The sequence below is a fragment of the Peptoniphilus sp. HMSC075B08 genome (assembly GCF_001815405.1).
In the GTDB taxonomy this organism is placed as follows: domain Bacteria; phylum Bacillota; class Clostridia; order Tissierellales; family Peptoniphilaceae; genus Peptoniphilus_A; species Peptoniphilus_A harei.
Genome location: NZ_KV820458.1, coordinates 107,462 through 134,333, shown reverse-complemented (window position 1 = coordinate 134,333; position 26,872 = coordinate 107,462). Strand labels below are relative to the sequence as shown.

At 33.2% G+C, this 26,872-nt stretch carries 26 protein-coding genes and 1 pseudogene; 26 read left to right on the top strand and 1 reads right to left on the bottom strand.

Annotated features, from left to right (window positions below; all coding sequences use genetic code 11):
* Nucleotides 1–168 precede the first annotated feature (168 nt).
* From HMPREF3023_RS07295 to HMPREF3023_RS07255, 9 genes are all read left to right on the top strand, one after another.
* Nucleotides 169–639, top strand: coding sequence for a hypothetical protein (locus tag HMPREF3023_RS07295; protein WP_070702143.1), 471 nt, complete (start codon nucleotides 169–171; stop codon nucleotides 637–639).
* A 22-nt stretch (nucleotides 640–661) separates the two neighbouring features.
* Complete coding sequence (locus HMPREF3023_RS07290; protein ID WP_070702141.1) at nucleotides 662–1,183, top strand: DUF2975 domain-containing protein; 522 nt, start codon at nucleotides 662–664, stop codon at nucleotides 1,181–1,183.
* A gap of 2 nt (nucleotides 1,184–1,185) precedes the next feature.
* On the top strand, nucleotides 1,186–1,404 hold the full coding sequence (locus HMPREF3023_RS07285) for a helix-turn-helix domain-containing protein (protein ID WP_070702291.1): 219 nt from the start codon (nucleotides 1,186–1,188) through the stop codon (nucleotides 1,402–1,404).
* 86 nt (nucleotides 1,405–1,490) lie between these two features.
* Nucleotides 1,491–1,763: a type II toxin-antitoxin system RelB/DinJ family antitoxin gene (locus HMPREF3023_RS07280; protein WP_070702138.1), complete on the top strand. Its 273-nt coding sequence runs from the start codon at nucleotides 1,491–1,493 to the stop codon at nucleotides 1,761–1,763.
* Nucleotides 1,753–2,031 (top strand): type II toxin-antitoxin system YafQ family toxin, encoded by a 279-nt coding sequence (locus HMPREF3023_RS07275; protein WP_070702137.1) that lies wholly within the window; start codon nucleotides 1,753–1,755, stop codon nucleotides 2,029–2,031. The genes HMPREF3023_RS07280 and HMPREF3023_RS07275 overlap by 11 nt, the downstream gene beginning before the upstream one ends.
* 391 nt (nucleotides 2,032–2,422) lie before the next feature.
* Entirely contained in the window at nucleotides 2,423–2,749 is a 327-nt protein-coding gene (locus HMPREF3023_RS07270) for a hypothetical protein (protein WP_070702135.1), read from the top strand.
* Nucleotides 2,750–2,754: 5 nt separating this feature from the next.
* Nucleotides 2,755–2,946: a helix-turn-helix transcriptional regulator gene (locus tag HMPREF3023_RS07265; protein ID WP_070702133.1), complete on the top strand. Its 192-nt coding sequence runs from the start codon at nucleotides 2,755–2,757 to the stop codon at nucleotides 2,944–2,946.
* A 156-nt stretch (nucleotides 2,947–3,102) separates the two neighbouring features.
* Nucleotides 3,103–3,360 (top strand): DUF3847 domain-containing protein, encoded by a 258-nt coding sequence (locus tag HMPREF3023_RS07260; RefSeq protein ID WP_070702131.1) that lies wholly within the window; start codon nucleotides 3,103–3,105, stop codon nucleotides 3,358–3,360.
* A 203-nt stretch (nucleotides 3,361–3,563) separates the two neighbouring features.
* Nucleotides 3,564–4,136: a uracil-DNA glycosylase family protein gene (locus tag HMPREF3023_RS07255; protein WP_070702129.1), complete on the top strand. Its 573-nt coding sequence runs from the start codon at nucleotides 3,564–3,566 to the stop codon at nucleotides 4,134–4,136.
* A 220-nt stretch (nucleotides 4,137–4,356) separates the two neighbouring features.
* On the opposite strand, the gene HMPREF3023_RS09780 is transcribed toward HMPREF3023_RS07255, so the two are convergent.
* Nucleotides 4,357–4,479: a hypothetical protein gene (locus tag HMPREF3023_RS09780; protein ID WP_256373720.1), complete on the bottom strand. Its 123-nt coding sequence runs from the start codon at nucleotides 4,477–4,479 to the stop codon at nucleotides 4,357–4,359.
* Between the two features lie 457 nt (nucleotides 4,480–4,936).
* Here HMPREF3023_RS09780 and pgk point away from each other — a divergent pair, with 457 nt between their 5' ends.
* The 17 genes and pseudogenes from pgk to rpoC all read left to right on the top strand — a co-directional run bounded on the left by pgk (nucleotide 4,937) and on the right by rpoC (nucleotide 26,685).
* Nucleotides 4,937–6,121 (top strand): phosphoglycerate kinase, encoded by a 1,185-nt coding sequence (pgk, locus tag HMPREF3023_RS07250; RefSeq protein WP_070702127.1) that lies wholly within the window; start codon nucleotides 4,937–4,939, stop codon nucleotides 6,119–6,121.
* Nucleotides 6,118–6,861 carry a triose-phosphate isomerase gene (gene tpiA, locus HMPREF3023_RS07245; protein ID WP_070702125.1) on the top strand — a complete coding sequence of 248 codons (744 nt, stop codon included), beginning with the start codon at nucleotides 6,118–6,120 and terminating at the stop codon, nucleotides 6,859–6,861. The genes pgk and tpiA overlap by 4 nt, the downstream gene beginning before the upstream one ends.
* On the top strand, nucleotides 6,858–8,360 hold the full coding sequence (gene gpmI, locus HMPREF3023_RS07240; RefSeq protein ID WP_070702123.1) for a 2,3-bisphosphoglycerate-independent phosphoglycerate mutase: 1,503 nt from the start codon (nucleotides 6,858–6,860) through the stop codon (nucleotides 8,358–8,360). Before tpiA ends, gpmI begins: the two co-directional genes overlap by 4 nt.
* A gap of 38 nt (nucleotides 8,361–8,398) precedes the next feature.
* On the top strand, nucleotides 8,399–9,691 hold the full coding sequence (gene eno, locus HMPREF3023_RS07235; protein WP_070702121.1) for a phosphopyruvate hydratase: 1,293 nt from the start codon (nucleotides 8,399–8,401) through the stop codon (nucleotides 9,689–9,691).
* A complete protein-coding gene (locus HMPREF3023_RS07230; RefSeq protein ID WP_070702119.1) occupies nucleotides 9,688–10,101 on the top strand; it encodes a SixA phosphatase family protein in 414 nt (137 codons plus the stop codon). The genes eno and HMPREF3023_RS07230 overlap by 4 nt, the downstream gene beginning before the upstream one ends.
* 62 nt (nucleotides 10,102–10,163) lie before the next feature.
* Nucleotides 10,164–10,568 (top strand): hypothetical protein, encoded by a 405-nt coding sequence (locus HMPREF3023_RS09550; protein ID WP_197721002.1) that lies wholly within the window; start codon nucleotides 10,164–10,166, stop codon nucleotides 10,566–10,568.
* Nucleotides 10,569–10,574: 6 nt separating this feature from the next.
* Nucleotides 10,575–10,649 (top strand): annotated as a pseudogene (locus HMPREF3023_RS09865) (hypothetical protein); the annotation flags it as partial.
* A gap of 152 nt (nucleotides 10,650–10,801) precedes the next feature.
* Nucleotides 10,802–11,449, top strand: coding sequence for a response regulator transcription factor (locus HMPREF3023_RS07220; RefSeq protein WP_070702117.1), 648 nt, complete (start codon nucleotides 10,802–10,804; stop codon nucleotides 11,447–11,449).
* A complete protein-coding gene (locus HMPREF3023_RS07215) occupies nucleotides 11,449–12,312 on the top strand; it encodes a sensor histidine kinase (RefSeq protein WP_070702115.1) in 864 nt (287 codons plus the stop codon). The genes HMPREF3023_RS07220 and HMPREF3023_RS07215 overlap by 1 nt, the downstream gene beginning before the upstream one ends.
* A 47-nt stretch (nucleotides 12,313–12,359) precedes the next feature.
* Nucleotides 12,360–13,040 carry an ABC transporter ATP-binding protein gene (locus HMPREF3023_RS07210; RefSeq protein WP_070702113.1) on the top strand — a complete coding sequence of 227 codons (681 nt, stop codon included), beginning with the start codon at nucleotides 12,360–12,362 and terminating at the stop codon, nucleotides 13,038–13,040.
* Complete coding sequence (locus HMPREF3023_RS07205) at nucleotides 13,033–15,501, top strand: ABC transporter permease (protein WP_070702111.1); 2,469 nt, start codon at nucleotides 13,033–13,035, stop codon at nucleotides 15,499–15,501. Before HMPREF3023_RS07210 ends, HMPREF3023_RS07205 begins: the two co-directional genes overlap by 8 nt.
* A gap of 9 nt (nucleotides 15,502–15,510) precedes the next feature.
* Nucleotides 15,511–15,768: a hypothetical protein gene (locus tag HMPREF3023_RS07200; RefSeq protein WP_070702109.1), complete on the top strand. Its 258-nt coding sequence runs from the start codon at nucleotides 15,511–15,513 to the stop codon at nucleotides 15,766–15,768.
* 196 nt (nucleotides 15,769–15,964) lie between these two features.
* A complete protein-coding gene (locus HMPREF3023_RS07195; protein ID WP_070702105.1) occupies nucleotides 15,965–17,173 on the top strand; it encodes an ATP-binding protein in 1,209 nt (402 codons plus the stop codon).
* A 97-nt stretch (nucleotides 17,174–17,270) separates the two neighbouring features.
* On the top strand, nucleotides 17,271–18,770 hold the full coding sequence (gene murJ, locus HMPREF3023_RS07190; protein WP_070702103.1) for a murein biosynthesis integral membrane protein MurJ: 1,500 nt from the start codon (nucleotides 17,271–17,273) through the stop codon (nucleotides 18,768–18,770).
* 69 nt (nucleotides 18,771–18,839) lie between these two features.
* The gene (locus HMPREF3023_RS07185; protein ID WP_070702101.1) at nucleotides 18,840–19,163 is read left to right on the top strand and encodes a DsrE family protein; all 324 of its coding nucleotides are present in this window, start codon (nucleotides 18,840–18,842) and stop codon (nucleotides 19,161–19,163) included.
* 154 nt (nucleotides 19,164–19,317) lie between these two features.
* On the top strand, nucleotides 19,318–23,061 hold the full coding sequence (locus HMPREF3023_RS07180; protein ID WP_070702099.1) for a DNA-directed RNA polymerase subunit beta: 3,744 nt from the start codon (nucleotides 19,318–19,320) through the stop codon (nucleotides 23,059–23,061).
* A gap of 36 nt (nucleotides 23,062–23,097) precedes the next feature.
* On the top strand, nucleotides 23,098–26,685 hold the full coding sequence (rpoC, locus tag HMPREF3023_RS07175; protein ID WP_070702097.1) for a DNA-directed RNA polymerase subunit beta': 3,588 nt from the start codon (nucleotides 23,098–23,100) through the stop codon (nucleotides 26,683–26,685).
* Nucleotides 26,686–26,872 lie beyond the last annotated feature (187 nt).

Below are 26,872 nucleotides of genomic sequence, written 5' to 3'. Positions count from 1 at the left end.
TTTACAGAAAAGAATAACGATGAATATAAATATAAGGAAGTGGCTACACAAGAAGACTTTGATAAGTTTTAAGTCATTACAAATGATATTGACAAACTATAATTATTGTTTTACAATAATAATCAAAGATAATTATCGTTTTACAATAATTCAATGGGGAGGATTATCATGAGAAAAAGATTTTTAATAATGGCTATTTTTCTTATTTTTTCTATAGTTTTAACTTCTTGTAGTCCAAATACTACAACAGAACAAACAAGTAGTAAAAAAGAAGAAAAGATTGAAATATTTGATTCTAACAGTAAAAAAATTGTAGAAACAGAAGAACAAGAAGTTCTAGACTACTTTAGTAATTTGATAGGAATGAGTGTAGAAAATATTAATGATAAAAACTTCGACGTTTATTTTAAAGAAATACCAGATGATGCAATAGAGTCCTACCACTTTTTATTAACCAGCAAGAGAGAGGATAAAAAAGCTACAAAGATAGATTTTTACATTTATGAAAATTATCCATATATTACAATGGAGGGAATGCCCTTGATGCCATCTTCATTAACCTGGGAACTTTCTAAAGAAGATTTAAATTATTTGAAGGATAGAGTACAAGAATGGAAAGATGTAGATGATAATAGATAAACGAAAGTGTTGAGGAGAAGTTATGAAGAGTTTTATTTTTAAAATAGCGATTATATTATCTAAGGTTTTAAGATATATTTCATATTTAGGAGCAGGTTTTACCTTGCTTGGAAGTGTATTAACTCTGATTTTTAAAGATGATGTAATACAAGTAGTTGAATCTCATCAATTTAATCTACAAGAAGTTTCACTTCCTTTTATTATTTATTCATGCTTGAGTGCTCTTATGATATTCATTGTTGCTGGATTCTCATTGGATAAATTTGAGAAGATTTTAGTGAATTTAGAGAAGAAAGATTATTTTTCAGACTTAAATTCAAAATATTCGAGAGATATATTAATAGCGCTTATAATTCTGACGATTTGTCAAATTATTTCTATGCTAGTTTTCAATTATCTTAAAGTGGACAATATTAGCAGTGTTTTTAATTTAACTATTAAGGATTATTTAACGAATATAATTTTGATGGTTATAGCATTTTCATCAATGATGATATTTAATTCGGGAAAATCTTTAAAAGAAGATTCGGAAAGTATAATTTGAAAATGAAAGATCAAATAATTATAAATCTAGATCAAGCGTTAAAAAAGAAAAATATGACATCGAAAGAGCTTGCAGCAAGAATAGGGATAACCGAAGCAAATTTATCAATATTAAAAACAGGAAAAGCCAAAGGCATAAGGTTTAACACTTTAGCGAGCATCTGTAGGGAGCTTGATTGTCAACCAGGTGATTTACTTGAGTATGATAATGAAGAATATTAACAGTAAAATTAATGTATCAAATATAATGACAGTGTATTGACTACACACGAATTTAGTCATATAATAATCTCAAAGGAGATGATGAAATGGCTACAACAAATTTGAATATAAGAACAGATAAAGAAATAAAAGAAGCAGCAGAAAAAATATACTCCAGTTTAGGTTTAAATATGACTACTGCAATTAATATGTTTTTAAGGGCGAGTATTAGAGAAAGTGGCATTCCCTTTGAGTTAAAACTTAATGTTCCAAGTGATGAAACTATAAAAGCGATTGAAGAAGGAAGAATGATAGCTAAAGATACGAATGTGAAATCCTATGACAATATGGATGACTTGAGGAAAGCCCTTGAAGTATAAAATAAAGTTTACAAAGAGATTTAAAAAAGACCTAAAGCAGGCTAAAAAACAAGGGAAAGATATTGAAAAGTTGTTTGATATTATTGAAAAAATAGCTAGAGATGAAACTCTTGATGAAAAATATAGAGATCATTCATTATCTGGAAATTACAAGGGGACTCGAGAATGTCATATAGGGCCAGATTTTTTGTTGATATATGAAAAAATAGAAGAGGTTTTAGTATTATCTCTAGTAAGAACTGGCTCACACTCTGATTTATTTAAGTAAAGACAATATATTCAGTAAAATTGAGGTGAGGTTTATGAATGCAATAATTATTATCATGGCTCTTGTGGTAGCATACCTGACACCGATGTTTATTATAAAAGCCATTAAAAGTGATGGAGATAGATCGCAGAATTATACTATTTATCTGGAATATGTCTATCTTTATTACTTCTATATCTAACAGCGTTATTAAACAGTTGATTAAATTTTTTATAAAAAATTATGGAAAAATATCTTCAGAATATTTTTGAAGCGATTAAGATTAATACTTAGTCGCTTTTTTCTTTGTCAAAAAAAGGGTACAATCTGTCTATTATAATAGAGGATTTATAGTTATATAAACCTAATATCATTATTTAATATCAAAAGTATTTGACATAAGGAGGTCAATATGAATCTTATAAAATTTATTGAATCACATCAAATGTTTGTTTTAGGTTTACTATGGTTATTTATGGTTGCTTCACTAGTATGTACATTAATTATTATAGTGACATTAATTAAAAAAGGAGATGAAAGAAAGGGATATGTTGTAAGAAAACCTGGATTAACTGCATTAGTGGTAGGAATAATATTCCTAATTTTAAACATAATTTGGAACATTTTCTTTGAGCAAAATTCTAGTATAGGATTTGAAGATAATCCGATAATTTATGTCGGTATAATATCAATAGCCTTTAATATTTCCTACCTAATTAATATGAGGAAGTATAGGTAAGACAAATGAAAAATCACATCAAAGAATTTAGAACCGATAAAGGATTGTTGCAACAAGAATTAGCAGATATATGCGTAGTCACTAGACAAACTGTTAATGCTATTGAAAATAATAAGTATGATCCTACTATTGAGCTTGCTTTTAAACTAGCAACAGCTCTTGAGACCACTGTAGATGAATTATTCATATATGAATAAAAATATTGAATCAAATTTTCTTAAAGTGCCTATGATTTTAGGCACTTTTTCTATATCTGACTTTAGGAGATGATAATATAATATTTTTAATAATGAAACTTTGAAAGGGATAGCAAAAATGTTATCTCTTTTTTTATTACAAGAAAGGAGTTTTTTATGAAAAAATTAGAACAAATAAGACAAGAATCAAAAGAAATAAAAGATAAAATTGATGAAAGGGAAGAGAGATTAAGGCAACTAAAAAATCAAGAAAAAAAGATATTAAAACAAGACATAGTAAAAAGAAGAAAAGAAAGAACTCATAGGCTAATAACAAGAGGAGCAATCTTAGAAAGCCTTATAGAAAATGCAGAAGAACTAACAGATGAAGAAATAAAAATCCTATTAGAAGAAGCAACAAAGACAAAAGCATAATTTAAAGATTTAAAAAAGAAAATCTAACATCACAAGGAATGATAGTAGATTATGCAATTCATGATGAGAGTCAAGACAAAAATGGGTAATAATCTTATGTAAGTTGAAAGTTTTACTAGGCTAAGAATAAACTTTTTTCGAAAATTGTTACTTGTCCTAAAGCTTGGTAAGGTTCTAATTCTAATGAAGGTGATGGCAAAATTATGAAAGAAAAACTTATTATTAAAAAATTAAAAGAAGATCGCAGGAATGAAAGCTACACAAATAGAGGAATTAACCCAATATTCCAGCTAAATCCAAAATCTAAAATTTTGATAATTGGGCAAGCTCCTGGGGAAAAGGTTGAAGAAACTGGTATTTTATTTAATGATAAGAGTGGGGAAAATCTTGTCAAATGGTTGGGTATATCGGAAGACGTCCTCCATAGTGAAGACTTTTCTATAATTCCAATGGATTTTTATTATCCTGGAAAGGGAAAATCAGGCGACAAGGCTCCTAGATCTTTTATTGCAAAAGAATACCACCCACTATTATTAAATGAATTGAAGGATATAAAGTTAACCATTTTGATAGGAGCCTATGCACAAAAGTTTTATTTGAAGGATAAATTTAAGAAAAATTTAACTGAAACAGTAAAATCTTACAAAGAATTTTTGCCAGAATATTTCCCAATAGTCCACCCAAGTCCTCTAAACAACAGGTGGATAGCAAAAAATCCTTTTTTTAAAGAGGATGTCTTGCCTGATTTAAAGAAAATTGTAAAAATGGTGAGATAAATCGTGTTTGTAAAAATTTATTGTATACCATTTTTTTATGGTAATGGTCATCAACAAGGAGAGAAAATATGAAGCGACTATGATGGGGAAGAACTATTAAACTTGGTGATGCTAGAAGACAAAATTCCAGCAGGAGCAAAATTATATTAATAAAAATTTTATTTATAAAAGTAAAAGGAACTGAGAAAAAATTATCTCGGTTCCAATTTTTTTGTTTTTTTTATTTTTTAAATTGTTTTAAAAGATTTAATATTTTTATAAGTAAGACAATCTTAATCAAATGTAAAATTGTATAGGGAATTAGACCTGTTAGGATTGTCATAGTTGCTTCATATTTTTCCATAAAATCACATCTCCTTAAATAGTTCTTTTAATTTTTTTAATATTAAAATCAAAAGTATAATCTCGATTATGTTAAAAAGATAATGAGGTTGGATTATTGTAAGTAATTTTATTATTTGCATTTTCATAATAAAGACCTCCATTAAATGATAGATAAAACTTAAATTACGACGTTTACGTCTCCATTTTTATATCTATGTAGGTTAAAGTACATTTTATTACCTCTTTTCAAATTAAATCTCAAAAGAATCAAAGCTTTTATAATTTAATGATTTATCACATTATATCAAAAAAAACAAAATAAAGGTTTGTGAAAATCTAATGATAAATTTTAAAATTAGGAGAGAATAAATATTTATAAAGCCTACCACTAACTTCAACTCTTTATGATTTGTGGTATAATTTAAATGATAAATTGACGGAATATGACGGTATAAATCTAAAATTAGAGGTGTAATGTGAAAAAAACTATTAGAGATTTTGATTTTAATGATAAAACTGCTCTTGTTAGGGTGGACTTTAACGTTCCACTTAAGGATGGAGTGGTAACTGGCGACGACAGAATTATTAAGGCAATCCCAACTATTGAATACTTAATAGAAAATGGAGCCAAAGTTGTCCTTATGAGTCACCTTGGTAGACCTAAGGGAGAATACAAGGAAGACTTATCCCTTGAACCAGTTGCAAAAAGAGCTTCAGAACTTTTAAAGAAGGATGTAAAATTTATTCCTTCCAAGGAAGTTGTTGATGAGGAAGTTATAAGTCAAGTAAAAGAATTAAAGAAAGGCGAGATAGCCCTTCTTGAAAATTTGAGATTTGTAAAGGGCGAAGAAAAGAACGACCCTGATTTTGCAAAAAAGCTTGCATCTCTTGGCGACATCTTTGTTAATGATGCCTTTGGAACTGCCCACAGGGCTCACGCATCAAATGTTGGTGTGACTGAATTCCTACCATCTTGTGCAGGACTTCTAGTTGAAAAAGAAATTAAATACTTTGAAGATGCTCTTAAAAACCCAGAAAAACCTTTTGCAGCAATCCTTGGTGGATCAAAGGTTTCTGACAAGATTGGAGTAATAGAAAATCTATTGGAAAAAGTTGACTTTCTAGTAATTGTTGGTGCCATGGCCAACACCTTCTTAAAGTCAAAGGGACTTGAAGTTGGAAAATCTCTTGTAGAAGATGACAAGCTAGACCTTGCTAGAGAAATAATGGCAAAGGCAGTAGAAAACCAAGTTGAAATAATCCTGCCAAAGGACGTAATTGTTGCTCCAGAAGTATCTGATAAGGCAAAGGGAACTTTAAAAGAAGTGGACGATGTTGCAGAAGATGACATGATCCTAGACATTGGTAAAGAAAGTCTAAAGGATATTGAGGGATCACTTTCTAAGGCAAAGACTGTAGTCTTAAATGGACCTTGTGGAGTTTTTGAAATTGAAGAATTCTCCCACGGAACTATTGAACTTGCAAAAATTCTAGCTAAGCTTGATGCTACAGTAATTGTTGGTGGTGGAGACTCTGTTGCTGCTGTTGAAAAGGCAGGAGTTGCAGATGACTTAACTCACATCTCAACTGGTGGTGGAGCAAGTCTTGAGATGCTTGAAGGAAAGAAACTTCCTGGTATTGAGGCAGTTGAAGAAGCATGAGAAAAAAATATATTTGTGGAAATTGGAAGATGAACAAGACTTCTTCTGAGGCCCTTGAATTTGCAAAAGAAATAAATGATTTTGACTTTGATAGAGTTGATATTTTAATAGCACCAAGTTTTGTAACTCTGGAAAGTCTAAGAAAAAACTTAAAAGATGAGATAAAAGTTGCAGGACAAAATGTATCAGAATTTGAAGATGGTGCTTTCACTGGCGAAGTTTCAACTTCCATGTTAAAGGACATTGGAGTTAAGGATGTAATCATCGGCCACTCTGAAAGACGTGAAAAGTTTTCTGAAAGTGATGAGATTATAAATGCCAAGGTGAAAAAGGCCCTTGCAGATGACTTATCAGTAATTCTTTGTCTAGGTGAATCCCTTGAAATCAAAGAAGAAGGCAAGGAAATTGACTTTGTAAGAGATGAACTTTTAAATTCTCTTGATGGAGTTGATGACTTAGAAAATCTTACTATTGCCTACGAACCAATTTGGGCAATTGGAACGGGAAAAACTTGCTCATCAGAAGATGCAGAAAACATGTGCAGGGAAATAAGAAATGTAATTGATGAAAAATATGGAGAAATTTCTCAACAAATTAGAATTTTATATGGTGGATCTGTTAAGCCATCAAATGCAGGAGAGATTTTATCCAAGGAAAATATTGATGGGGTCCTAGTTGGTGGAGCAAGTCTAAAGGCTAGTGACTTTATAGAAATTATAAAAGCTGGTGAAAATCTATGAAACCAACAATGCTAATAATCTTAGATGGTTTTGGGATAAATGAAAGCCAAGTAGGCAATGCAGTTAAACTTGCTAAGACTCCAACCCTTGATGAGCTTTACAAAACTTCAGCTCACACAAAAATTTATGCCAGCGAAGAATATGTTGGGCTTCCCCATGGACAAATGGGGAACTCTGAAGTTGGCCACTTAAATATTGGGGCAGGAAGAGTTATCTACCAAAATTTAACTAAGATAAGTGAGTCCATTAAATCTGGAGAATTTTTCAAAAATCCAGAATTTAAAAGGGCAATTGATAATGTCAAAGAAAATAATTCCAGCCTCCACCTAATTGGTCTTGTGTCTAAGGGCGGAGTTCACTCTCACCTTGATCACTTAAAGGCTCTTATAGAATTAATGAAGAAAGAGGAAATAGAGAAAACTTACATCCATGCAATTACTGATGGACGTGATGTTTCTCCTCACGCAGCCCTTGATGATATAAGAGAGCTTCAAGAAGAAATAGAAAAAGTTGGAAATGGAAAAATTGCCACAATTTCTGGAAGATATTATGCCATGGACCGTGACAAGAGATGGGAAAGAACTAAAAAATACTACGACAACCTAGTAAGTGATGTGGACTTCACTGAAGAAGACATTCTTTCCTATATAAAGTCATCCTATGATAAGGATGTTACTGATGAATTTTTAGAACCTGCAAAATTTATCAAAGGCTCTGAAATAAAAGATGGTGACTCTGTTATTATCTTCAACTTTAGACCAGACAGGGTTAGACAAATTACAAGGGCCCTTGTGGATGATGACTTCGCAGGTTTTGAAAGAAAAAAAATAGACACTACTCTTGTTGCTATGACAGAATATGACAAGGAAATAAAGAATAAGCTAGTTGCCTTTAAGGACGAAATTCCAAAGGATACTCTTGGAGAAGTTCTTGAAAAAAATAAAATCAAGCAACTTAGGATTGCCGAGACAGAAAAATATGCCCACGTTACATTTTTCTTTAATGGTGGGCGTGAAAAACCCTTTGAAGGAGAGGACAGGATCTTGGTCCCGTCTCCAAAGGTAGCAACCTATGATTTAAAACCAGAAATGTCTGCCAATGAAGTTACAGATAAGGTAATAGAAAGTTTGGAAAAGGACAAGTATGGCCTGATAATTTTAAACTTTGCAAATCCAGACATGGTTGGTCACACAGGAGACCTAAAGGCTGCCATAAAGGCAGTGGAAACTGTGGACCATGACCTTGGAAGAATTTTAAAGGTCTTAAAGGAAAAGGACGGAGCAGCAATAATTACTGCAGACCATGGAAACTGTGAGTACATGATTGATAATGAAGGCAATGTTGTAACAAGCCACAGCACAAACCTTGTTCCCCTATTTTTATTTAACAGGGATGAGGAACTTAGGTCTGACGGAGCCCTTTGCGACTTGTCGCCAACAATTTTAAAAATTATGGGATTAGATCAGCCAGAGCTTATGACTGGCAAGTCTTTATTTTAATATAATTAAATTAGAATTTATTTAAATTAGGAGGAATTATGAGTTTAATTGATTACGTTTATGCGAGAGAAGTTCTTGATTCAAGGGGAAACCCAACAGTTGAGGTAGAAGTGGGAACACTTAATGGTGGTTTTGGTTCTGCAATTGTGCCAAGTGGTGCATCAACTGGTATCCACGAAGCAGTAGAACTTCGTGATGGAGAAGATAGATACAATGGCAAGGGAGTTGAAAAGGCAGTTGCAAATGTAAATGAAAAAATTGCTGAAGAATTAATTTGCTTTGACTGCTTTGACCAACTTGGCATTGACAATATGCTTATTGAACTTGACGGAAGCGAAAACAAGGGCAATCTTGGAGCAAATGCAATCCTTGGAGTTTCTCTTGCAGTAGCAAGGGCAGCAGCAAATGAAGCTGGACTGCCACTTTACCAATACCTTGGTGGAGTAAATGCAAAAACTATGCCAATCCCAATGATGAATATAATCAACGGTGGCGAACACGCTGACAACAACGTGGACATCCAAGAGTTTATGATTATGCCAATAGGAGCAAAAACTTTTAAGGAAGCTTTAAGAATGGGAGCAGAAGTTTACCACGCACTTAAAAAAGTTTTAAAGGACAAGGGACTCTCTACTGGTGTTGGTGACGAAGGTGGCTTTGCACCAAATCTTGAATCCAATAAAAAAGCCTTTGACTGCATCCTTGAAGCTGTAAAGGCGGCAGGTTATGAAGCAGGCAAGGACATTGTACTTGCAATTGACGCTGCAGCTTCAGAATTCTATGACAAGGACAAGAAAAAATACATTCTTGAAGGAGAAGGTCGTGAGTTCACATCAGAAGAACTTTCAAAATTCTATGAAGAATTAGTAAAGGAATACCCAATTTATTCTATAGAAGATGGACTTGATGAAGACGACTGGGATGGCTGGAAGCACTTGACAGACCTATTAGGCGATAAGGTTCAATTAGTTGGAGACGACTTCTTTGTAACAAACACAAAGAGACTTCAAGAAGGAATAGAAAAAGAATCTGCAAACTCAATCCTAATTAAGTTTAACCAAATTGGAACAATAACAGAAACACTTGACTCCATAGAACTTGCAAAGAGACACAATTACACAGCAGTAATCTCTCACAGGTCAGGAGAAAGTGAAGACTCAACAATAGCGGACCTTGCAGTTGCAACAAACGCTGGCTTTATAAAAACTGGAGCGCCAGCAAGATCAGAAAGAATTGCAAAATACAATGAACTTCTAAGAATTGAAGATGAACTAGGCGACTTAGCAATTTATCCAGGCTTTGATGCCTTCTATAACATTGACAGAAAATGAAAATATATTTTATAAGACATGGGGAAGCAGAAATTTATGCTGATGATGACTTCAAGAGAAAATTGACTACCATTGGAAGGGTTAAACTGGAAAATTCTTTTAAGGCTTTTGCAAATAGTTTAGAGGACAAGAGGTCCTATAAGATTTATTCTTCACCTCTTGAAAGGGCAAAGGAAACTGCAGAAATCTTGGCAAAACATTTGGACTCAACTTATGAAGTCAAGGACTATCTTGCAGGAGCAAGGATAAGGGATATTTTAAAAACTTTAGACCAAGATGAAAACTATATTCTAGTATCCCATGAGCCCTTTATATCTAATTGGATTTATCAACTCACAGGCGAGATGAAAATTGTATCAAGAGGCAGCATAAATTTTGTGGAAATAAATTTAGAGGACTTTGCAGAATAAAAATTTTGAAATCTTAATCATATTTTGCTTTTATTAATAAAAGAAGAAATTATGAGGAGACAGTGAATAAGAAAATTACACTAGCATCAGTAGCACTACTTTCGCTAACACTAGTTGGATGTGGAGCAAAAAACGATGCAAAAGAAAATACAGCTAAAGATAATTCTACAAAGCTAGAAGCAACGAATAATGCAGAGGCAACTGATGAAGCTATGGCATTAAAAGATGGAACTTACACAGGTAAATCATCAGAAGATGACTTTGGTGGACACATGGAAGTTACAATCACAGTAGCCGACGGAAAGATCTCTAACACTGAAGTTAAGAACCTTCAAAAAGACGGAAGTGAAAAGGGAGAAGACTACGGTAAAGAAGCTGGAGAAGAAGGACACAAGACTGCACAAATGACACTTGAAGCTTCACAAACTTACGGACAAGAACTTACAGAAAAGGGTTCAGTAGAATAAGTTGAAGCAGTGACTGGCGCAACACAATCCTACAATCAATTTGTTGAAGCAGCAAATGATGCAATCAACCAAGCAAAATAATTTTAAAAATTAAAAGAGTTAAAATCACAAGCACTGGCGAAAGCTGGTGCTTTTTTTGTTGGGAAGATTTATAAGAACGCAAAAAGATTAAGAATTCTTTTAAAAACTAAAGTGTGATAGAATTTGTTTACAAGATTGTGTTAGGTGATCAAATGAAAAAAATAATTTTAATAGAAGACGATGAAAATTTATCAAGAGGGATTGAGTCCTATTTGTCAAAAAATAATTTTAAAGTAGAAACTTGTAAAAACTTTGAAGAAGCAAGGATAAAAATAAATAATTCTTATGACTTGGCAATTTTAGACATAAATTTGCCTGATAGGGATGGAATTAATTTGTTGAAGACTTTGAGAGAAAACAATGTGAGAGTAATAATCACAACAGTAAAAAACGATGAGAAATTTATCGTGAGAGCCCTAGATAGTGGAGCCGACGATTACATTACAAAACCCTTTAAGCTTTCTATCTTAAGAGCGAGAATAGATAAGACTCTTAGGACGGCTCTTGTAGAAGATGATTTTATTAGCTTCAAGGACTTGGCTCTAAATAATAAGGAAGGAAGCTTTTATTATAAAGATAAAAAACTAGATTTAACTTCACTGGAATTTGAAGTGATGAAATTATTTATAAATAATCCAAATAGAATTTTTACTAGGGACTTTTTACTAGAGAGATTTTGGGATAGGCGAGAAAAGTTTGTCAATGACAATACACTTACTGCCACTATTAAAAGAATAAGAGATAAAAGTGACAGAGATATTATTAAGACAATCCGTGGAATAGGTTATAGGATGGACTGATGATTTATTTATTTTACCCTGTGAGCTTGTTGGCCCTTTATTATTTTTTAAAGAAAAGACAAAAGAATAGAATTGAGGAATTGGAAGAACTTATAGATAGGTTGGAAGAAAAGAACTATTCAATCCCCATGGTCCAAGATGAATTTTCTATACTTGAAGACAAAATTTATAAGATATTTGTAGAACTTGTTGAGGCGAGAGAAAGCCTTGAAATAAATTCAAAAAAACAAAGGCAAAACCTAGAAGATATTGCCCATCAAATAAAGACTCCAATCACTTCAATGGTCTTTGACTTGGAAACAATTGATAAGACTGAAGAAAATGAAAAAGAGATTGAGGGGCTTGAGCTCCAACTTGAAAGGCTCAACTCTCTTGCTGACATCTTGTTAAAGCTATCTAGTCTTGATGCAAATATAGACAAGATGGAGAAGAGAGAAGTTTTTATTTCAGAAATACTTGACTATGTTTTGGATATTTTAAGAAAATCAATTGATGAGAAAAAGGTAAAAGTTATTTGTAACTACGAGGATTATGAGATAAAAGTCGATTATTATTGGATCTCTGAAGCCCTAATAAATATTATAAAGAATGCCTTAAGCCTTGATGGTCTTACAAAAATTAAAATTTCTACAAATAAAAATCCAATTTATACAGAGATAACAATTGAAGATGACGGTGGAGGGATTAATGAAGAAAACTTCAAAAAAATATTTGAAAGATTTTACAAAAGTCCTGACTCTAAGGGCTTTGGCATAGGCCTTGCCATGGCAAAATCAATTGTTGAGGCAAACAATGACAGATATATCTCAAAAAATGGAAAAGATGGTGCGATTTTTAAAATTAAATTTTACAATGTCACTTAAAAGTCATTTTAACCCTTTATTATTAAGATAAATAGAGGGAGGTACATATGGAAATTGTTAGAACTGAAAATTTATCAAAAACTTACGGAAGTGGAGAAAATCTTGTAAAAGCAATTGATGATGTTAATTTAAAAATAGAAAAAGGAGAATTTATTGCAATTGTTGGACCAAGTGGATCAGGCAAGTCAACTCTTCTTCACTTGTTAGGTGGTGTGGACAATCCAACTTCTGGAAAAATATTTATAGACGGCAATGATATCTCAAAATATTCATCAAAGGAATTAGCGTTATTTAGGAGAAGAAAAGTAGGATTAATTTATCAATTCTATAATTTAATTCCCAACTTAACAGTTAGGCATAACATTGAGTTACCCCTAAAGCTTGATAAGAGAAAAATCAATGAGGACGTCCTATTAGATATTGTTAGAAAACTTGGCATAGAAAATAAGTTGGATTCTTTTCCAAGTGAACTATCAGGAGGTCAGCAACAAAGGGTTGCCATAGCAAGGAGTCTTATCTATTCTCCGTCTCTAGTGCTGGCTGATGAGCCAACAGGAAACTTAGACAGAGAAAATTCAAGAGAAATAATTGAAATTTTAAAATATTTTAATAGGACTTTAAAACAGACAATTATAGTAATCACCCATGACGAGTCCATAGCTTTAGAAGCAGAAAGAGTAATAACAATAGTGGATGGGAAAGTAGTGGGAGATGAGAAAAATGAATAAGAAAAATATCTCAATCTCACTTTCACTTTTTATAACTGCAATTTTCTTTACATTTTGTGTTTACATTGGATATGTAAATAATAAGTTTGATTATGAATATTTTAGGAACAGATCAATTTATGATGCTAAAATTATGTCTGATACAGTTTCTGGTGAATCAAGTAAACTAAAGGAAATAAAGAATATTAAAGAAGTGGGAGAAGTTGCAGTAGAAAATAATTCTGCCAAGCTATCTCAAAATGTCTTAGTGGTAAATTACATAGACCAGGGTTTTAACAAGATGTTAGAAGATAGTATATTAAAAGAGGGAAGCTTTGCTACAAAAGATAATGAAATCACCATACCAAAAAGTCTTGCAGAAAAAGAAAATTTAAAAATTGGCGATAAGGTAAAAGTAGAATTTGGGAATAGACTAGTTGATGGAAAACAAATAAAAGCAGTTTCAAGTGTTACTAAGGATGAAGAATTTATAAGAAAAGATAGCAAAGAATATGTAATAAGTGGTCTCACAAGAAATCTTTACAATGAAAATATGAAGATTTTTTATGCTTCTACTGTCATAGGAAAGGGTCAAAAAACCAATAGCTTTGTAAGATTTGATAATTTTAGAAAAGCCTATAGTAATAAAGATAATTTAGAAAAAGATCTTGCATCTAGCTTGAATAAAGATAAAGTAGAACTAGCATTTAGCGAAATAATGAAAGATTACTATAATGTTGATGGAAGTCTTTTTCAGCAAAATAGGCAGATAATTGTAGATTCTCTTTTAATATTTGCTACAATCCTTATTTTTATATTTTTTGTAAAAAATATTTTTACAGTTTGGGGACTAAGAAAGATAAGAGAAATTTCAATGTACAAATCCATTGGTTCAACAGATTATCAAATTTATAAATTGCTTTTAAAAGATGGTTTAAAAATTTCATTTTTACCAATAGTTATGGGACATGTTTTCGGATATGGAGGAATCAACCTTCTCAATCTTGGTATTCAAAGGATTGTAGAAGAAGAGGAAAAGTATAAGTATATAGAATTTTCGCCAAGCCTTTCACTTATAGTTTTGTTAATTTGCTTTTTTATAATTTTAATAGCAATACTTGCTCCAGCTAAAAAAATCGCAAAGATAAATATAATTGATGGAGTAAGGGGCAACTTTAATGACAAAAATATAAAACTAAAGAGAAATAAAGATATTTGGAAGGAATTAAAGATAAATAATTTAAAAACTACTTCCTCTCAGAGATATATTTCTGCCATTGGAATGATAATTGTCTCAATTTTTTTAATAGTTTTTTCTATGGCAAAGTACAATAGGGTGAAAAATACTTACACTTACAATACGAATATTAATATACTAATTCATTCAAATGAAGCTGAAGTTCCAAATGTCTTAAAAGATATAATGAATACTACAGAAAATGACAGAGCATTTCTTTCAACTGAAAAATATATTTCCCTTAGTAAGGAGCAAAATTATTCAGATGAGTTCAGGTCTCTTAAATTAGATGAAACAATCCGCAGATATTATGATAATGGCGAAGATTTTTATCTCGATGGAATTATTACGGCTTTAGATGATGGAACTTTTGAAAAGATCGGTGGCAAAAAGGGAGAGGCTTTGCTATTAAATAAAGTCCAAGTAAATCCAAACGCACCAATTGATGGATCAGAAACAACAAAATATTTTAAAAACATAAATAGTTTAAATTACTCTATAACAGAGAAAAAAGATTACAATTATTCAATCAAAGTAGATAAATTAATCGATGACACAAAGGACTTTAGGCAAAGAAGACTACCTTTTTATGTGAATTTATATGTTGATTTTGAAACATATTTTAAATTATTAGATGAATGGAATAAATATTATTTAAAAAACAACAATGACTTGAGAAGAAACACCTATGAACTCTCAATGCAAGTTGATGAAAATAAGTTAGACGATATAAAGAATGAAGTTAAAGATAGATTAGATTCTTCCATTGCCTACAATGAAACTTATAATTTAACTACAAGCAAAGATGTAGAGGCAAATCGCATGAAAGATGTAAAAACTTTTGGACTTATGATAATTTCTATTGCAGGCATAATTTTCATTTTAAATATAACTAATGGATATTCTTCCATTAATTTAAGTTTAATGGCAAGGAAAAAAGAAATTGGATCTTTAATGTCTTGTGGAATAGATGAGGAAGAACTAAAACATAAATATACAAGAGATTTTATATTAGAAGAAATTAAATCACTGGCAATAGTTTTAATAATAAGTTTTGCTGCTTTATTTGTAATTTCAAAAATTTCGCCAACATTGGATATGAAAATTTTGTTGTCATATTTTGAATATAAATATTTCCTTGCTTTTGGAATTTTGATTTATGGCATAAATATTTTAATTTACAAATTATCTTTAAAAAACATTCTAAAGATCAATCCCATTGATTTGATAAGAGGATTTGACTAGGAGGGACTTATGAGTAAGAATATTAGTAAAATCTTATTTTTTACTGGCATAGGAGTTTTTATAATTTCTTATTTGCTACCTGTAGATATTTTTGAAAGGTTTACAAACTTAAGACCTACGGGCCTTACAAGTTTATTTATCTGCAGGATTATAGGACTTATTGGTCTTATCTTTGCAATTAAAGAGAAGTCACTTTTGTTTGGGATATTAAATTTCTTGTTAATTATAATTTTTCCCCTCGTTATGTTCATTAATAGTTTGATATAAAGTTACAAGCTTTGAGTTTAGACTCAAGGCTTTTTTATTTGTATGTTATTTGATTTTATAAGCTATAATAAAACAATTCAGACTTTCGATTATAATAGAAATAAATAAAAAATCCCAAAGTCTTTCGAGTATAATCGAAATCAAGTTGAAAAATAATTTAAATTCGAGTATACTCGAAATAGATGGAGGGATTCAAATGGATTATATTTTTAGAGATAGGTATATAGAAAAAATTAAAAATTTTATTGATAAACCAATTGTAAAAATTTTAACTGGAATGAGACGTGTTGGAAAATCTACAATTTTAAATATTATTAAGAACGACGTTTTAAAGGATATTCCTGAAGAAAATAAAATTTATATGAATTTTGAATCCTTTGAATATTTTGAAATTAACAATTCAAGTGCATTAAAAGAATATTTAAATGAAAAATTGAAAGACCAAAAGGGAAAAGTTTATTTTTTCTTTGATGAAATTCAGTTAGTCGAAGATTGGGAGAAAGTAATAAATGCCCTGAGGGTTAGCTTTGATTCAGACATTTACATCACTGGGTCTAATTCAAAATTAATATCTGGTGACTTGGCAACACTTCTTGCTGGTAGATATGTTGAATTTGAAATCCAGCCCTTAAGTTTCTATGAATTTTCAGAAATTTACAAAGATTTAAATTTGAATGAAGAAGATTTATTTCAAAAATTTATAAAAATTGGCGGAATGCCAGGTTTAAAATATTTCAAGCTTGAGGAAGAAGTTTCTCAGAAATATTTAAATGATATTTATAACACAGTCCTCGTGAAAGATGTTTTGAACTACAACAATATAAGAGATGTTGATATTTTTAATAGGATTCTCAGCTTCGCAATGCAAAATATTGGCGCGACTTTTTCTGCTAGTGCAATAAAAAATTATTTAAAGAGCGAAAATCGAAATATTTCTGTAGACACTGTTTTAAATTATTTGGAATATTGCAACAGGGCCTTTGTCTTAAAAAAAGTTCCAAGATTTGATCTAGAAGGCAAAAAACTCTTAAAGGTTGATGAAAAATATTATTTGACAGATCATGGCTTTAGACAGTCCATGGGCTTTTCTAACGTTAAAGATATTGAAAAAACTTTGGAAAATATTGTCTACATTGAGCTTTTATCGCGAGGATATGATGTGAAAATTGGAAAAGTAAAAGATAGAGAAATAGATTTTGTGGCAAAAAGAGGAGAGATCATTTCTCATTTTCAAATTTCATACCTAATGGAAAATGAAAAAACTAGAGAAAGGGAGTTTGGAGTTTATGATTTAATAAAAGACAATTATCCAAAATATGTCCTCTCCATGGATAAATTTGATTTTTCACAAAAAGGCATTGTTCACAAAAATATAATTGACTTCTTATTGGAAGGAGAGAAATAATTTTTGAATTGCAATAGAAGTGAACTTGTAAATAAAAATAAATAACTATATAATAACTTGGGGTTTAACCCAAGTTTTTTTAATTAAAGGAGAAAAAATGAAAACTTCTTATATACTTATGATAATTACAATCCTCTCCAAGGTCTTTGGACTCTTGAGGGAGAAGGCCCTTGCTTACTTCTTTGGAGTTGGCATGGTGGCAGATATTTTTTTAGTAGCCTTCCAACTTCCTATGACCTTTACCAATGTCATTAGTGGTGCTGTTGCCAACGGCTATATCCCTATGTACGACAAAATTAAGGAGAGGGACGACAAGAAACTTGCTGACATCTTTACTGCTAATCTTTCAAATATAATTTTTATTGTCTTTGCAATAGTGACAATTCTTTCCATTATATTTGCGAGACCTCTTGTCAAGTTAATGGCTGAAGGTTTTTCTGGAGAAAAGCTTGAGCTTGCAATTTTTGTTTCAAGAGTTGCCATGTTATCAATTGCCGTAACAGCAGTAAGTTCTATCTACAAGGCCTACTTACAAATTCATGAAAAGTTTGTAATTTCTGTCCTCCACTCAATTATTATGAATATCATAATAATTATTTCCATGGGGCTTGCCTACAAGATGGGGATAAATTATCTTGCAGTGGGAATTCTCTTGGCCTTTGTCCTTCAATATGGGATTTTTATTAGGCCAATTAAGAAGCTTGGCTACAAGCATTCTTTAAAAATTGATTTTAATGAAGATATTAAGAAATTATTTACTTCTATTCTTCCAATCTTAATATCCACTTCAGCTATTGAGATAAACTTTATGATTTCACGTTCTCTTGCATCTGGAGCCTACGCTGGTGGAATTTCAATCTTAAATTATTCCTATAAGCTGCAAAGTTTTGTCACAGGAATTGTTGTAACTTCAATTATCACTGCAACTTATCCTAAGCTTGCAAAGTTTGGATCAAAAAAAGATTTAGAAAACTTAAAAGATGCCCTCTCAGAAGGTCTTTCAAATATGCTAATCCTAGTTGTGCCGGCAGCCTTTGGCCTTTATGTTTTTTCTTTTCCAATTGTAAATCTCTTATTTGTTGGGGGAGAATTTTCTGTTGAAGATGCTAGGATTACTGCTACAGTCTTATCTTTCTTTGCCTTTGGAGTTATAGGAATTGGGGTTAGAGAAATTATTTCAAGAGCCTTCTACTCTCTTGGCGACAACAAGACGCCAGTTTACAATTCTCTAATTATTGTTGGAATTAATATTGCCCTTGCACTTTTATTATCAAAAGTCATGGGAATTAGGGGGATTGCTTTTGCTACATCAATTTCCTTTATTGTTGGAGCCCTTGCAATGTATTTTTCTTCTATAAGACTAATAGGAAATGTGTTTGATAAGAAGCTTCTTAAAAATCTTATAAAAATAACAATTGCGTCTCTAGCTATGGCTCTTGGATCGAGAATAGTTTATGAAGTCCTTACAAAAAGCCTTAGCATAAATTTATCTCTTCTTATTTCTATTCTTGTAGCAGGCCTAATTTATCTTATACTTCTCATCCTACTCAGGGTTGATGAGATAAGAGAAATTTTAAAACTTGTCCTTAAAAAGTAGAAATTTATTAAGGACCTTTCCTTTTTCTCTTTATTAGTGTAAAATATTATCTAATAAGGAGTGATACATATGAAGGTAATTTTTCACGTAGTAGAACAAGACAAGTGGACTTCTGTAATATCAAACGTAAGAGACTTGTTAGACAACTTTGATGACATCCAAGTAGAAATAATTGCAATGTCAAAAGCAGCTGCATTATTTAACAGGTACTCTGGAGTGGACTTCCAAGGTGTTATTGGTAATCCAAAGGTTAATATTACAATAGGAAAGAAAGCATTAGAAGAAAATAGACTTAAAAAAGAACTAATTCCTTCAGAAATCGAGATCGAAGACTTAGTTATAACAAAAATCGTAAGACTTCAAAACGAAGGTTACGCTTATATTAGACTTTAAAAAGAATTCTGCCTTTTGGCAGGATTTTTTTATTTAAAAACCTTGCAAAGTGTCAGCGGTAATGATAAAATACCTATTTGCATAATAATAATTAGAGTGGTGATTTGTACTCTAATTGGATACACTCATTTGAAAGGCTAGGGTGAGAAAATTAATGGTACATCCTGTTAAATATGGGAAACGTGAGAGAATGAGTTTTTCTCGTGTAGATGAAGTTATGTCACTTCCAAATCTTCTTGACGTGCAGACTTCTTCATACAAATGGTTGATTGAAGAAGGATTGAAAGAAGTTTTTGATGACGTATCTCCTATTGAGGATTACTCTGGAAATTTAATTTTAGAATTTGTGGACTATCATTTATCTGATGAAATCAAATATGATATAGACGAATCTAAACAGAGAGACACAAATTACTCTGCGCCATTAAAGGCAAAGGTAAGACTTATCAATAGTGAAACTGGCGAAGTAAAGGAACAGGAAGTCTTTATGGGCGACCTTCCACTTATGACACCAACTGGCACATTTGTAATAAATGGGGCAGAGCGTGTAGTTGTTTCACAACTTGTAAGAAGTCCTGGAGCATATTATAAGGAAGAAAGAGACAAGACAGGTAAGAAAATCTATTCGGCAACACTTATACCAAATAGGGGAGCTTGGCTTGAATTTGAAACTGATGCTCAAGGCGTTATCAATGTAAGAATTGATAGGACAAGAAAAATTCCTATTACTGTCTTATTAAGAGCTATTGGTGTTGAATCTAACCAAGAAATCATGGACGTAATTGGAGAAAGTGAAGCTGTATTAAAGACTCTTGAAAAAGATATTACTACTAACAAGAATGAAGCTTTACTTGAAATTTATAAAAAATTGAGACCAGGTGAACCACCTACTATTGATTCAGCTCAATCACTTTTTGAGAATATGTTTTTCGATGATAGAAGATATGACCTTGCAAAAGTTGGTAGATACAAGTTCAACAAAAAGCTTGGCATTTCTGCAAGACTTGAAGGTAATATTCCTGCTGAAGACATAGTTGACCCAATGACTGGGGAAATCTTGGCAGAAGCTGGCGAACTATTAAATAGGGCAAAGGCTGAAAAGATTGAAGCAGCTGGGGTAAATCAAGTTCTACTAAAAACTGACGAAAACTACGAACACGCAAGTGAAAACACAATAGTAATTGGAAACAACTTCTCCTTTGTTGATGCCTATGAATTAGACTTCGACATGGAAGAACTTGGTTTTAAAGAAAAAGTATATAGACCACTTTTCGATGAACTTTATGAAGAATATTCTGAAGACACAGAAAAGTTTAAGGAAGAGCTTGTAAAGGCTCATAGAGAACTATCTCCAAAGAATATTTTAATCGACGATATCATCGCTGGTATAAATTATGAATTTGGACTTATGAATAACGTGGGATCCGTTGACGATATCGACCACCTTGGAAACAGAAGAATTAGATCTGTTGGAGAACTTCTTCAAAACCAATTTAGGATTGGTATTTCAAGAATGGAAAGAGTTATCCGTGAAAGGATGACTGTCCAAGATGTTGATGCAACAACTCCACAATCACTGATAAATATTAGACCTGTGACAGCTGCGATAAAAGAATTTTTCGGTTCTTCCCAACTTTCACAATTTATGGACCAAAATAATCCTCTATCAGAATTAACTCACAAGAGAAGGTTATCTGCACTAGGACCTGGTGGGTTGAGTAGAGATAGGGCTGGATTTGAAGTGCGTGACGTCCATAACTCACATTACGGAAGAATGTGTCCTATTGAGACACCAGAAGGTCCAAACATTGGACTTATCACATCCCTTACAACTTACGCAAGAATCAACGACTATGGCTTTATTGAAACTCCATATAGGAAGGTTGTTGACGGAGTTGTAACTGATCAAATAGATTATCTAACTGCCGATGTTGAGTACGAACAAATCATTGCTCAAGCTGACGAAAGACTTGATGAAAATAATAAATTCGTTGAAGATAGGATTGCTGCCAGAGGTCATGGCGGTAATGCCGATATTTTCGACATAAGAGACGTAAACTACATGGACGTTTCTCCACAACAAATTGTTGCTGTAGGTACATCCATGATTCCTTTCTTGGAAAATGACGACGCCAACAGGGCCCTAATGGGTGCCAACATGCAGCGTCAAGCAGTACCACTATTAAAGACTGAGGCTCCTGTTGTTGGAACTGGTATTGAATACAGGGCAGCAAAGGACTCAGGTGTTGTAATTGTTTCTAAGAACAAGGGTAAAATTAAAAAAGTTGACTCTGTCCATATTGAAGTGGAAAGAGAATCTGACAAGGGAATCGACTCCTATAAACTTCACAAGTTTATGGGTGGTAACCAAGGAACTACAATTAACCAAAGACCTATTGTCAAGGAAGGCGATCTTGTAGAAGCAGGAGAAATCATTGCTGATGGTCCATCAACTGACCAAGGTGAAATGGCCCTTGGTAAAAATATCCTAATAGCCTTTATGAACTGGGAAGGATATAACTACGAAGATGCCATGCTTGTAAGTCAAGAGCTTGTTATTGACGATGTATTAACTTCACTTCACATTGAAGAATATGAATCAGAAGCAAGAGATACAAAACTTGGACCTGAAGAAATCACAAGAGACATACCTAATGTTGGGGAAGACATGCTAAAAGACCTTGACGACAGGGGTATTATAAGAATTGGTGCAGAAGTAAAACCAGGAGATATCCTAGTTGGTAAGGTAACTCCAAAGGGAGAAACTGAACTTTCTGCAGAAGAAAGACTTCTTCGTTCAATCTTTGGTGAAAAGGCAAGAGAAGTAAGAGATACTTCCCTTAGACTTCCTCATGGTGAACATGGAATTGTTGTTGATGTTAAAACATTTAATAGGTCTGAAGGAGACGAACTCCAACCAGGTGTCAACGAAATGGTAAGAGTCTTTGTAGCTACAAAGAGAAAGATTCAAGTAGGGGACAAGATGTGTGGTCGTCACGGAAACAAAGGTGTTATCTCTAGGGTTATGCCTAAGGAAGACATGCCTTACATGCCAGACGGTACACCAATCCAAATTGTTCTTAACCCACTAGGGGTTCCATCTCGTATGAACCTTGGACAAGTACTTGAAGTTCACTTGGGACTTGCAGCCAAAAAACTTGGATGGCACGTTGCAACACCAGTATTTGACGGTGCTAATGAAAATGACATTTTCGACACACTTGAAGAAGCTGGATATTCTAGAGATGGAAAAATTCAACTAAGAGATGGTAGAACTGGAGAAGAATTTGACCACCCTGTAACTGTTGGTTACATGTATATGTTAAAGCTTCACCACTTGGTTGATGAAAAGATCCACGCTCGTTCTACTGGACCTTACTCACTTGTTACACAACAACCTCTTGGAGGTAAGGCACAATTCGGTGGACAAAGATTTGGAGAGATGGAAGTTTGGGCTCTTGAAGCATATGGTGCTAGCCATACCCTACAAGAAATGCTTACAGTTAAGTCTGACGATATTGTTGGTCGTGTTAAGACTTACGAAGCTATTGTTAAGGGCGAAAACATTCCACAACCAGGAGTTCCTGAATCCTTTAAGGTTCTAATAAAAGAACTTCAAGCGCTAGCTCTTGAAATTCAAGTTCTTGATGACAAGGGCAATGAAGTTGACCTTGAAGTTGACGAAGATGAACTAACAAAGATTGATAACATCGATGATAAAAATACAAAATCAGATGAAGATGAATTAAAGGAACTTATCGAACAAACTGGAACTGCAAATATTGGAATCAGAACAATTTCAAATGATGAAGTTGAGTCTTTTGAAAAAAGTCACATCTATGAAGATGAAGACGGCGAGTACGAAGACGACGATGAATCCGATGAATCTGAAGATTAATTATTGTTTTAATTAATATGAAAGGAGAAGTGCTCCTTGAGCGAACATGAATTATTCCATTCAATAAAAATTGGACTAGCTTCACCTCAAAAGATCAGATCTTGGTCTTATGGAGAAGTTAAAAAACCGGAAACTATAAATTACAGGACATTAAAGCCTGAAAAAGAAGGTCTATTTTGTGAAAAAATATTTGGACCTACTAAGGATTGGGAATGTTCCTGTGGAAAATATAAAAGAGTAAGATACAAGGGAGTAGTCTGCGAAAAATGTGGCGTTGAAGTCACAAAGGCTAAGGTTCGTCGTGAAAGAATGGGTCATATTGAACTTGCTGCTCCAGTATCACACATTTGGTACTTCAAGGGTATCCCTTCAAGAATGGGTCTTGTTTTAGACATGAGCCCTAGGGCCCTTGAAAAGGTACTTTACTTTGCATCTTATGTAGTAACTTATGTTGAACCAGGCGAAACAACTCTTTATGAAAAACAACTATTATCAGAAATTGAGTATAGGGAATTCAAGAGAGAATATGGTGACAAGTTCACTGCAAAGATGGGTGCAGAAGCTATTAGGGACCTTCTAGAAAAAGTTGACCTTCAAAGGGAAAATGACGAACTTACAGAAGAGCTCCAAGATGCAACTGGACAAAAGAAAATTAGAATAACAAGAAGACTTGAAGTTATTGATGCCTTTATCCAATCAGACAACAAGCCTGAATGGATGATCCTTGATGCAATCCCTGTTATACCACCTGATCTAAGACCAATGGTACAACTTGACGGTGGCAGATTTGCAACAAGTGACTTAAACGACTTATACAGAAGAATTGTAAATAGAAACAACAGACTTAAGAAATTAATGGACATCAATGCTCCAGACATTATCGTTAGAAATGAAAAGAGAATGCTACAAGAATCTGTAGATGCTCTTATTGACAACGGTAGACGTGGAAGACCTGTTACGGGACCAGGAAATAGACCACTTAAATCCTTATCAGAAATGTTAAAGGGTAAACAAGGTCGTTTCCGTCAAAACTTACTTGGTAAGAGAGTTGACTACTCTGGCCGTTCTGTAATCGTAGTTGGACCAGAGCTTAAATTCTACCAATGTGGACTTCCAAAAAATATGGCGCTTGAATTATTCAAGCCTTTCGTAATGAAAGAACTTGTTTCTCGTGGCCTAACTTATAACATTAAATCTGCAAAGAGAATGGTTGAAAGAGGAAAGGAAGAAGTTTGGGATGTACTTGAAGAAGTTATCCAAGACCACCCAGTTCTTCTTAACCGTGCACCGACACTTCACAGACTTGGTATCCAAGCCTTTGAACCTGTCCTAGTAGAAGGTAAGGCTATTAAGCTTCACCCACTTTCTTGTACAGCATACAACGCCGACTTTGATGGTGACCAAATGGCAGTCCATTTACCACTATCTACTGAAGCACAAGCTGAAGCAAGACTACTAATGCTTTCAACTAACAATATCTTGGCCCTAAAGGACGGTAAGCCAATTACTACTCCTACACAAGATATGGTTCTTGGTTCATATTATCTAACTCTTATGAGAGAAAACAAGCTAAAGGGCGACGGATCAATTTATAGAAACTATGATGAAATGTTCCACGCTTATGAATCAGGATTCTTACACCTTCAATCTAAGGTATCTATTAGAAGATATGCAGATGAAAATGACAAGAGGGGAAAAATTGTATCATCAACTGTTGGTAGATTTTTAATGAACGAATTTATCCCACAAGACCTTGGATTTGTTAACAGGGATGAAGACAAGTATTCACTTGAAATCGACCAAGTTGTAGATAAGAAACTTCTTGGAAAAATAATTGAAAAAACTTACAAAAAACATGGAAATATAAAAACTGCTGAACTTCTTGACAACATCAAGGCAACAGGATATCACTACTCAACTATTGGAGCAGTATCAATTTCAATGGGTGACGTACAAATTCCTGCATCTAAACCAGAAATTTTAGCAGCAGCTGAAAAAGAAGTAGCTAAGTATGAAAAAGCCTTTAGAAGAGGTCTTATATCTGATGAAGAAAGATATGAAAAGGTAATTGAAATTTGGAACAAGGCCACAGATGACTTAACTGACGATGTAATGGACGGCTTTGATGCCCTAAACAACATCTACATCATGGCAGACTCTGGAGCCAGAGGTTCTAAGAACCAAATCAGACAACTTGCAGGTATGCGTGGACTTATGGCATCACCTTCAGGTAGGACAATAGAAGTTCCAATCACTTCAAACTTTAGGGAAGGTCTATCAGTACTTGAATTCTACATGTCAGCCCACGGTTCTAGAAAGGGTCTTGCCGATACAGCCCTAAGGACTGCCGACTCTGGTTACTTGACAAGAAGGCTAGTAGATGTTTCACAACAAGTAATCATTTCTGAAGAAGACTGTGGCACAGATGAATATCTTGTAGCTAAGGCCTTCAAAGATGGAAAAGAACTAATAGAATCTCTTGCAGATAGAATCGAAGGAAGATATTCCTTTGAAGATATTGTAAATCCAGAAACTGGAGAACTAATAGTTGGAGCTAACGAAACAATCACTGATGATGACGCAGTCCTAATTGAATCTCTAGGTATAGAAGAAGTTAAGGTTAGATCAATCCTTGGCTGTAAGAGTAAAAATGGAGTTTGTGCCCACTGCTATGGTAGAAACCTTGCAACAGGCTCCCACGTTGGTATTGGAGAAGCAGTTGGTGTAATTGCTGCCCAATCAATTGGTGAACCGGGTACACAACTTACAATGAGAACTTTCCACACTGGTGGTGTAGCGGCAGCTGCCGATATCACTCAAGGTCTTCCAAGAGTTGAAGAACTTTTCGAAGCAAGAAAGCCAAAGGGTCTTGCAGTAATTGCAGAACGTGCTGGTGTAGTTGACATTAAGGAAACTAACAAGAAGAGAGAAGTTCTTATTACAGCTGAAGATGGAACAGTTGACTCCTATAACATCGTTTATGGCTCAAGACTAAAGGTTAAAGCAGGCGATGAAGTTGAAGCAGGAGATGAACTTACACAAGGTTCTGTATATCCACAAGACTTACTACGTGTTAAGGGCGAAAAGGGTGTACAAGAATATATTGTAAAAGAAGTTCAAAGAGTTTATAGACTTCAAGGGGTAGACATTAACGACAAGCACATTGAAATCATTGTTAGACAAATGCTATCAAAGTGCAAGATAGAAGATGCAGGAGACACAGATTTACTTCCAGGATCTCTTGTAAATGTTGTTGACTACAAAAAAGCAAATAAGGACGCAATAGATGCAGGTAAAGAACCAGCAATTGGTCAAATTAATTTACTTGGTATCACAAAGGCTTCCCTTGCAACAGAATCCTTCTTATCAGCAGCATCCTTCCAAGAAACTACAAGAGTTCTTACAGATGCAGCAATCAAGGGTAAGGAAGATAAACTTGAAGGTCTAAAGGAAAATATTATAATTGGACAACTTATACCAGCAGGTACAGGAGCTCGTATTAATTCCAAGGTTCAAATTGGAATCGACGAAAGCTTGAAGGAAGATTACAATATCCTAGAAGACTCTGAAGTTATCACAAGTGATGATGTAAAAATTGAACTTGAAACAGTTGAAGAAGAATAAAATATTATAAATTAAGAGTAGGCTTAGAGATGAGCCTACTTTTTTTGTACAATTTTTTAAGGATGATTTTCTTATATGTTTTGTGAATAAAAATATTAATGAAAATTTAAAATTTTTAAAGATTCAAAAATTTTGCAAGTCTTAAGTTAATTATGATTTTGTGAAAAATTAAGACTTTTTAGTTAAC

Coding starts and splice junctions, on each gene's coding strand:
- HMPREF3023_RS07295 (WP_070702143.1), top strand. CDS start 169: ATGAGAAAAAGATTTTTAATAATGGCTATTTTTCTTATTTTTTCTATA.
- HMPREF3023_RS07290 (WP_070702141.1), top strand. CDS start 662: ATGAAGAGTTTTATTTTTAAAATAGCGATTATATTATCTAAGGTTTTA.
- HMPREF3023_RS07285 (WP_070702291.1), top strand. CDS start 1,186: ATGAAAGATCAAATAATTATAAATCTAGATCAAGCGTTAAAAAAGAAA.
- HMPREF3023_RS07280 (WP_070702138.1), top strand. CDS start 1,491: ATGGCTACAACAAATTTGAATATAAGAACAGATAAAGAAATAAAAGAA.
- HMPREF3023_RS07270 (WP_070702135.1), top strand. CDS start 2,423: ATGAATCTTATAAAATTTATTGAATCACATCAAATGTTTGTTTTAGGT.
- HMPREF3023_RS07265 (WP_070702133.1), top strand. CDS start 2,755: ATGAAAAATCACATCAAAGAATTTAGAACCGATAAAGGATTGTTGCAA.
- HMPREF3023_RS07260 (WP_070702131.1), top strand. CDS start 3,103: ATGAAAAAATTAGAACAAATAAGACAAGAATCAAAAGAAATAAAAGAT.
- HMPREF3023_RS07255 (WP_070702129.1), top strand. CDS start 3,564: ATGAAAGAAAAACTTATTATTAAAAAATTAAAAGAAGATCGCAGGAAT.
- HMPREF3023_RS09780 (WP_256373720.1), bottom strand. CDS start 4,479: ATGGAAAAATATGAAGCAACTATGACAATCCTAACAGGTCTAATTCCC.
- tpiA (WP_070702125.1), top strand. CDS start 6,118: ATGAGAAAAAAATATATTTGTGGAAATTGGAAGATGAACAAGACTTCT.
- gpmI (WP_070702123.1), top strand. CDS start 6,858: ATGAAACCAACAATGCTAATAATCTTAGATGGTTTTGGGATAAATGAA.
- eno (WP_070702121.1), top strand. CDS start 8,399: ATGAGTTTAATTGATTACGTTTATGCGAGAGAAGTTCTTGATTCAAGG.
- HMPREF3023_RS07230 (WP_070702119.1), top strand. CDS start 9,688: ATGAAAATATATTTTATAAGACATGGGGAAGCAGAAATTTATGCTGAT.
- HMPREF3023_RS07220 (WP_070702117.1), top strand. CDS start 10,802: ATGAAAAAAATAATTTTAATAGAAGACGATGAAAATTTATCAAGAGGG.
- HMPREF3023_RS07215 (WP_070702115.1), top strand. CDS start 11,449: ATGATTTATTTATTTTACCCTGTGAGCTTGTTGGCCCTTTATTATTTT.
- HMPREF3023_RS07210 (WP_070702113.1), top strand. CDS start 12,360: ATGGAAATTGTTAGAACTGAAAATTTATCAAAAACTTACGGAAGTGGA.
- HMPREF3023_RS07205 (WP_070702111.1), top strand. CDS start 13,033: ATGAATAAGAAAAATATCTCAATCTCACTTTCACTTTTTATAACTGCA.
- HMPREF3023_RS07200 (WP_070702109.1), top strand. CDS start 15,511: ATGAGTAAGAATATTAGTAAAATCTTATTTTTTACTGGCATAGGAGTT.
- HMPREF3023_RS07195 (WP_070702105.1), top strand. CDS start 15,965: ATGGATTATATTTTTAGAGATAGGTATATAGAAAAAATTAAAAATTTT.
- murJ (WP_070702103.1), top strand. CDS start 17,271: ATGAAAACTTCTTATATACTTATGATAATTACAATCCTCTCCAAGGTC.
- HMPREF3023_RS07185 (WP_070702101.1), top strand. CDS start 18,840: ATGAAGGTAATTTTTCACGTAGTAGAACAAGACAAGTGGACTTCTGTA.
- HMPREF3023_RS07180 (WP_070702099.1), top strand. CDS start 19,318: ATGGTACATCCTGTTAAATATGGGAAACGTGAGAGAATGAGTTTTTCT.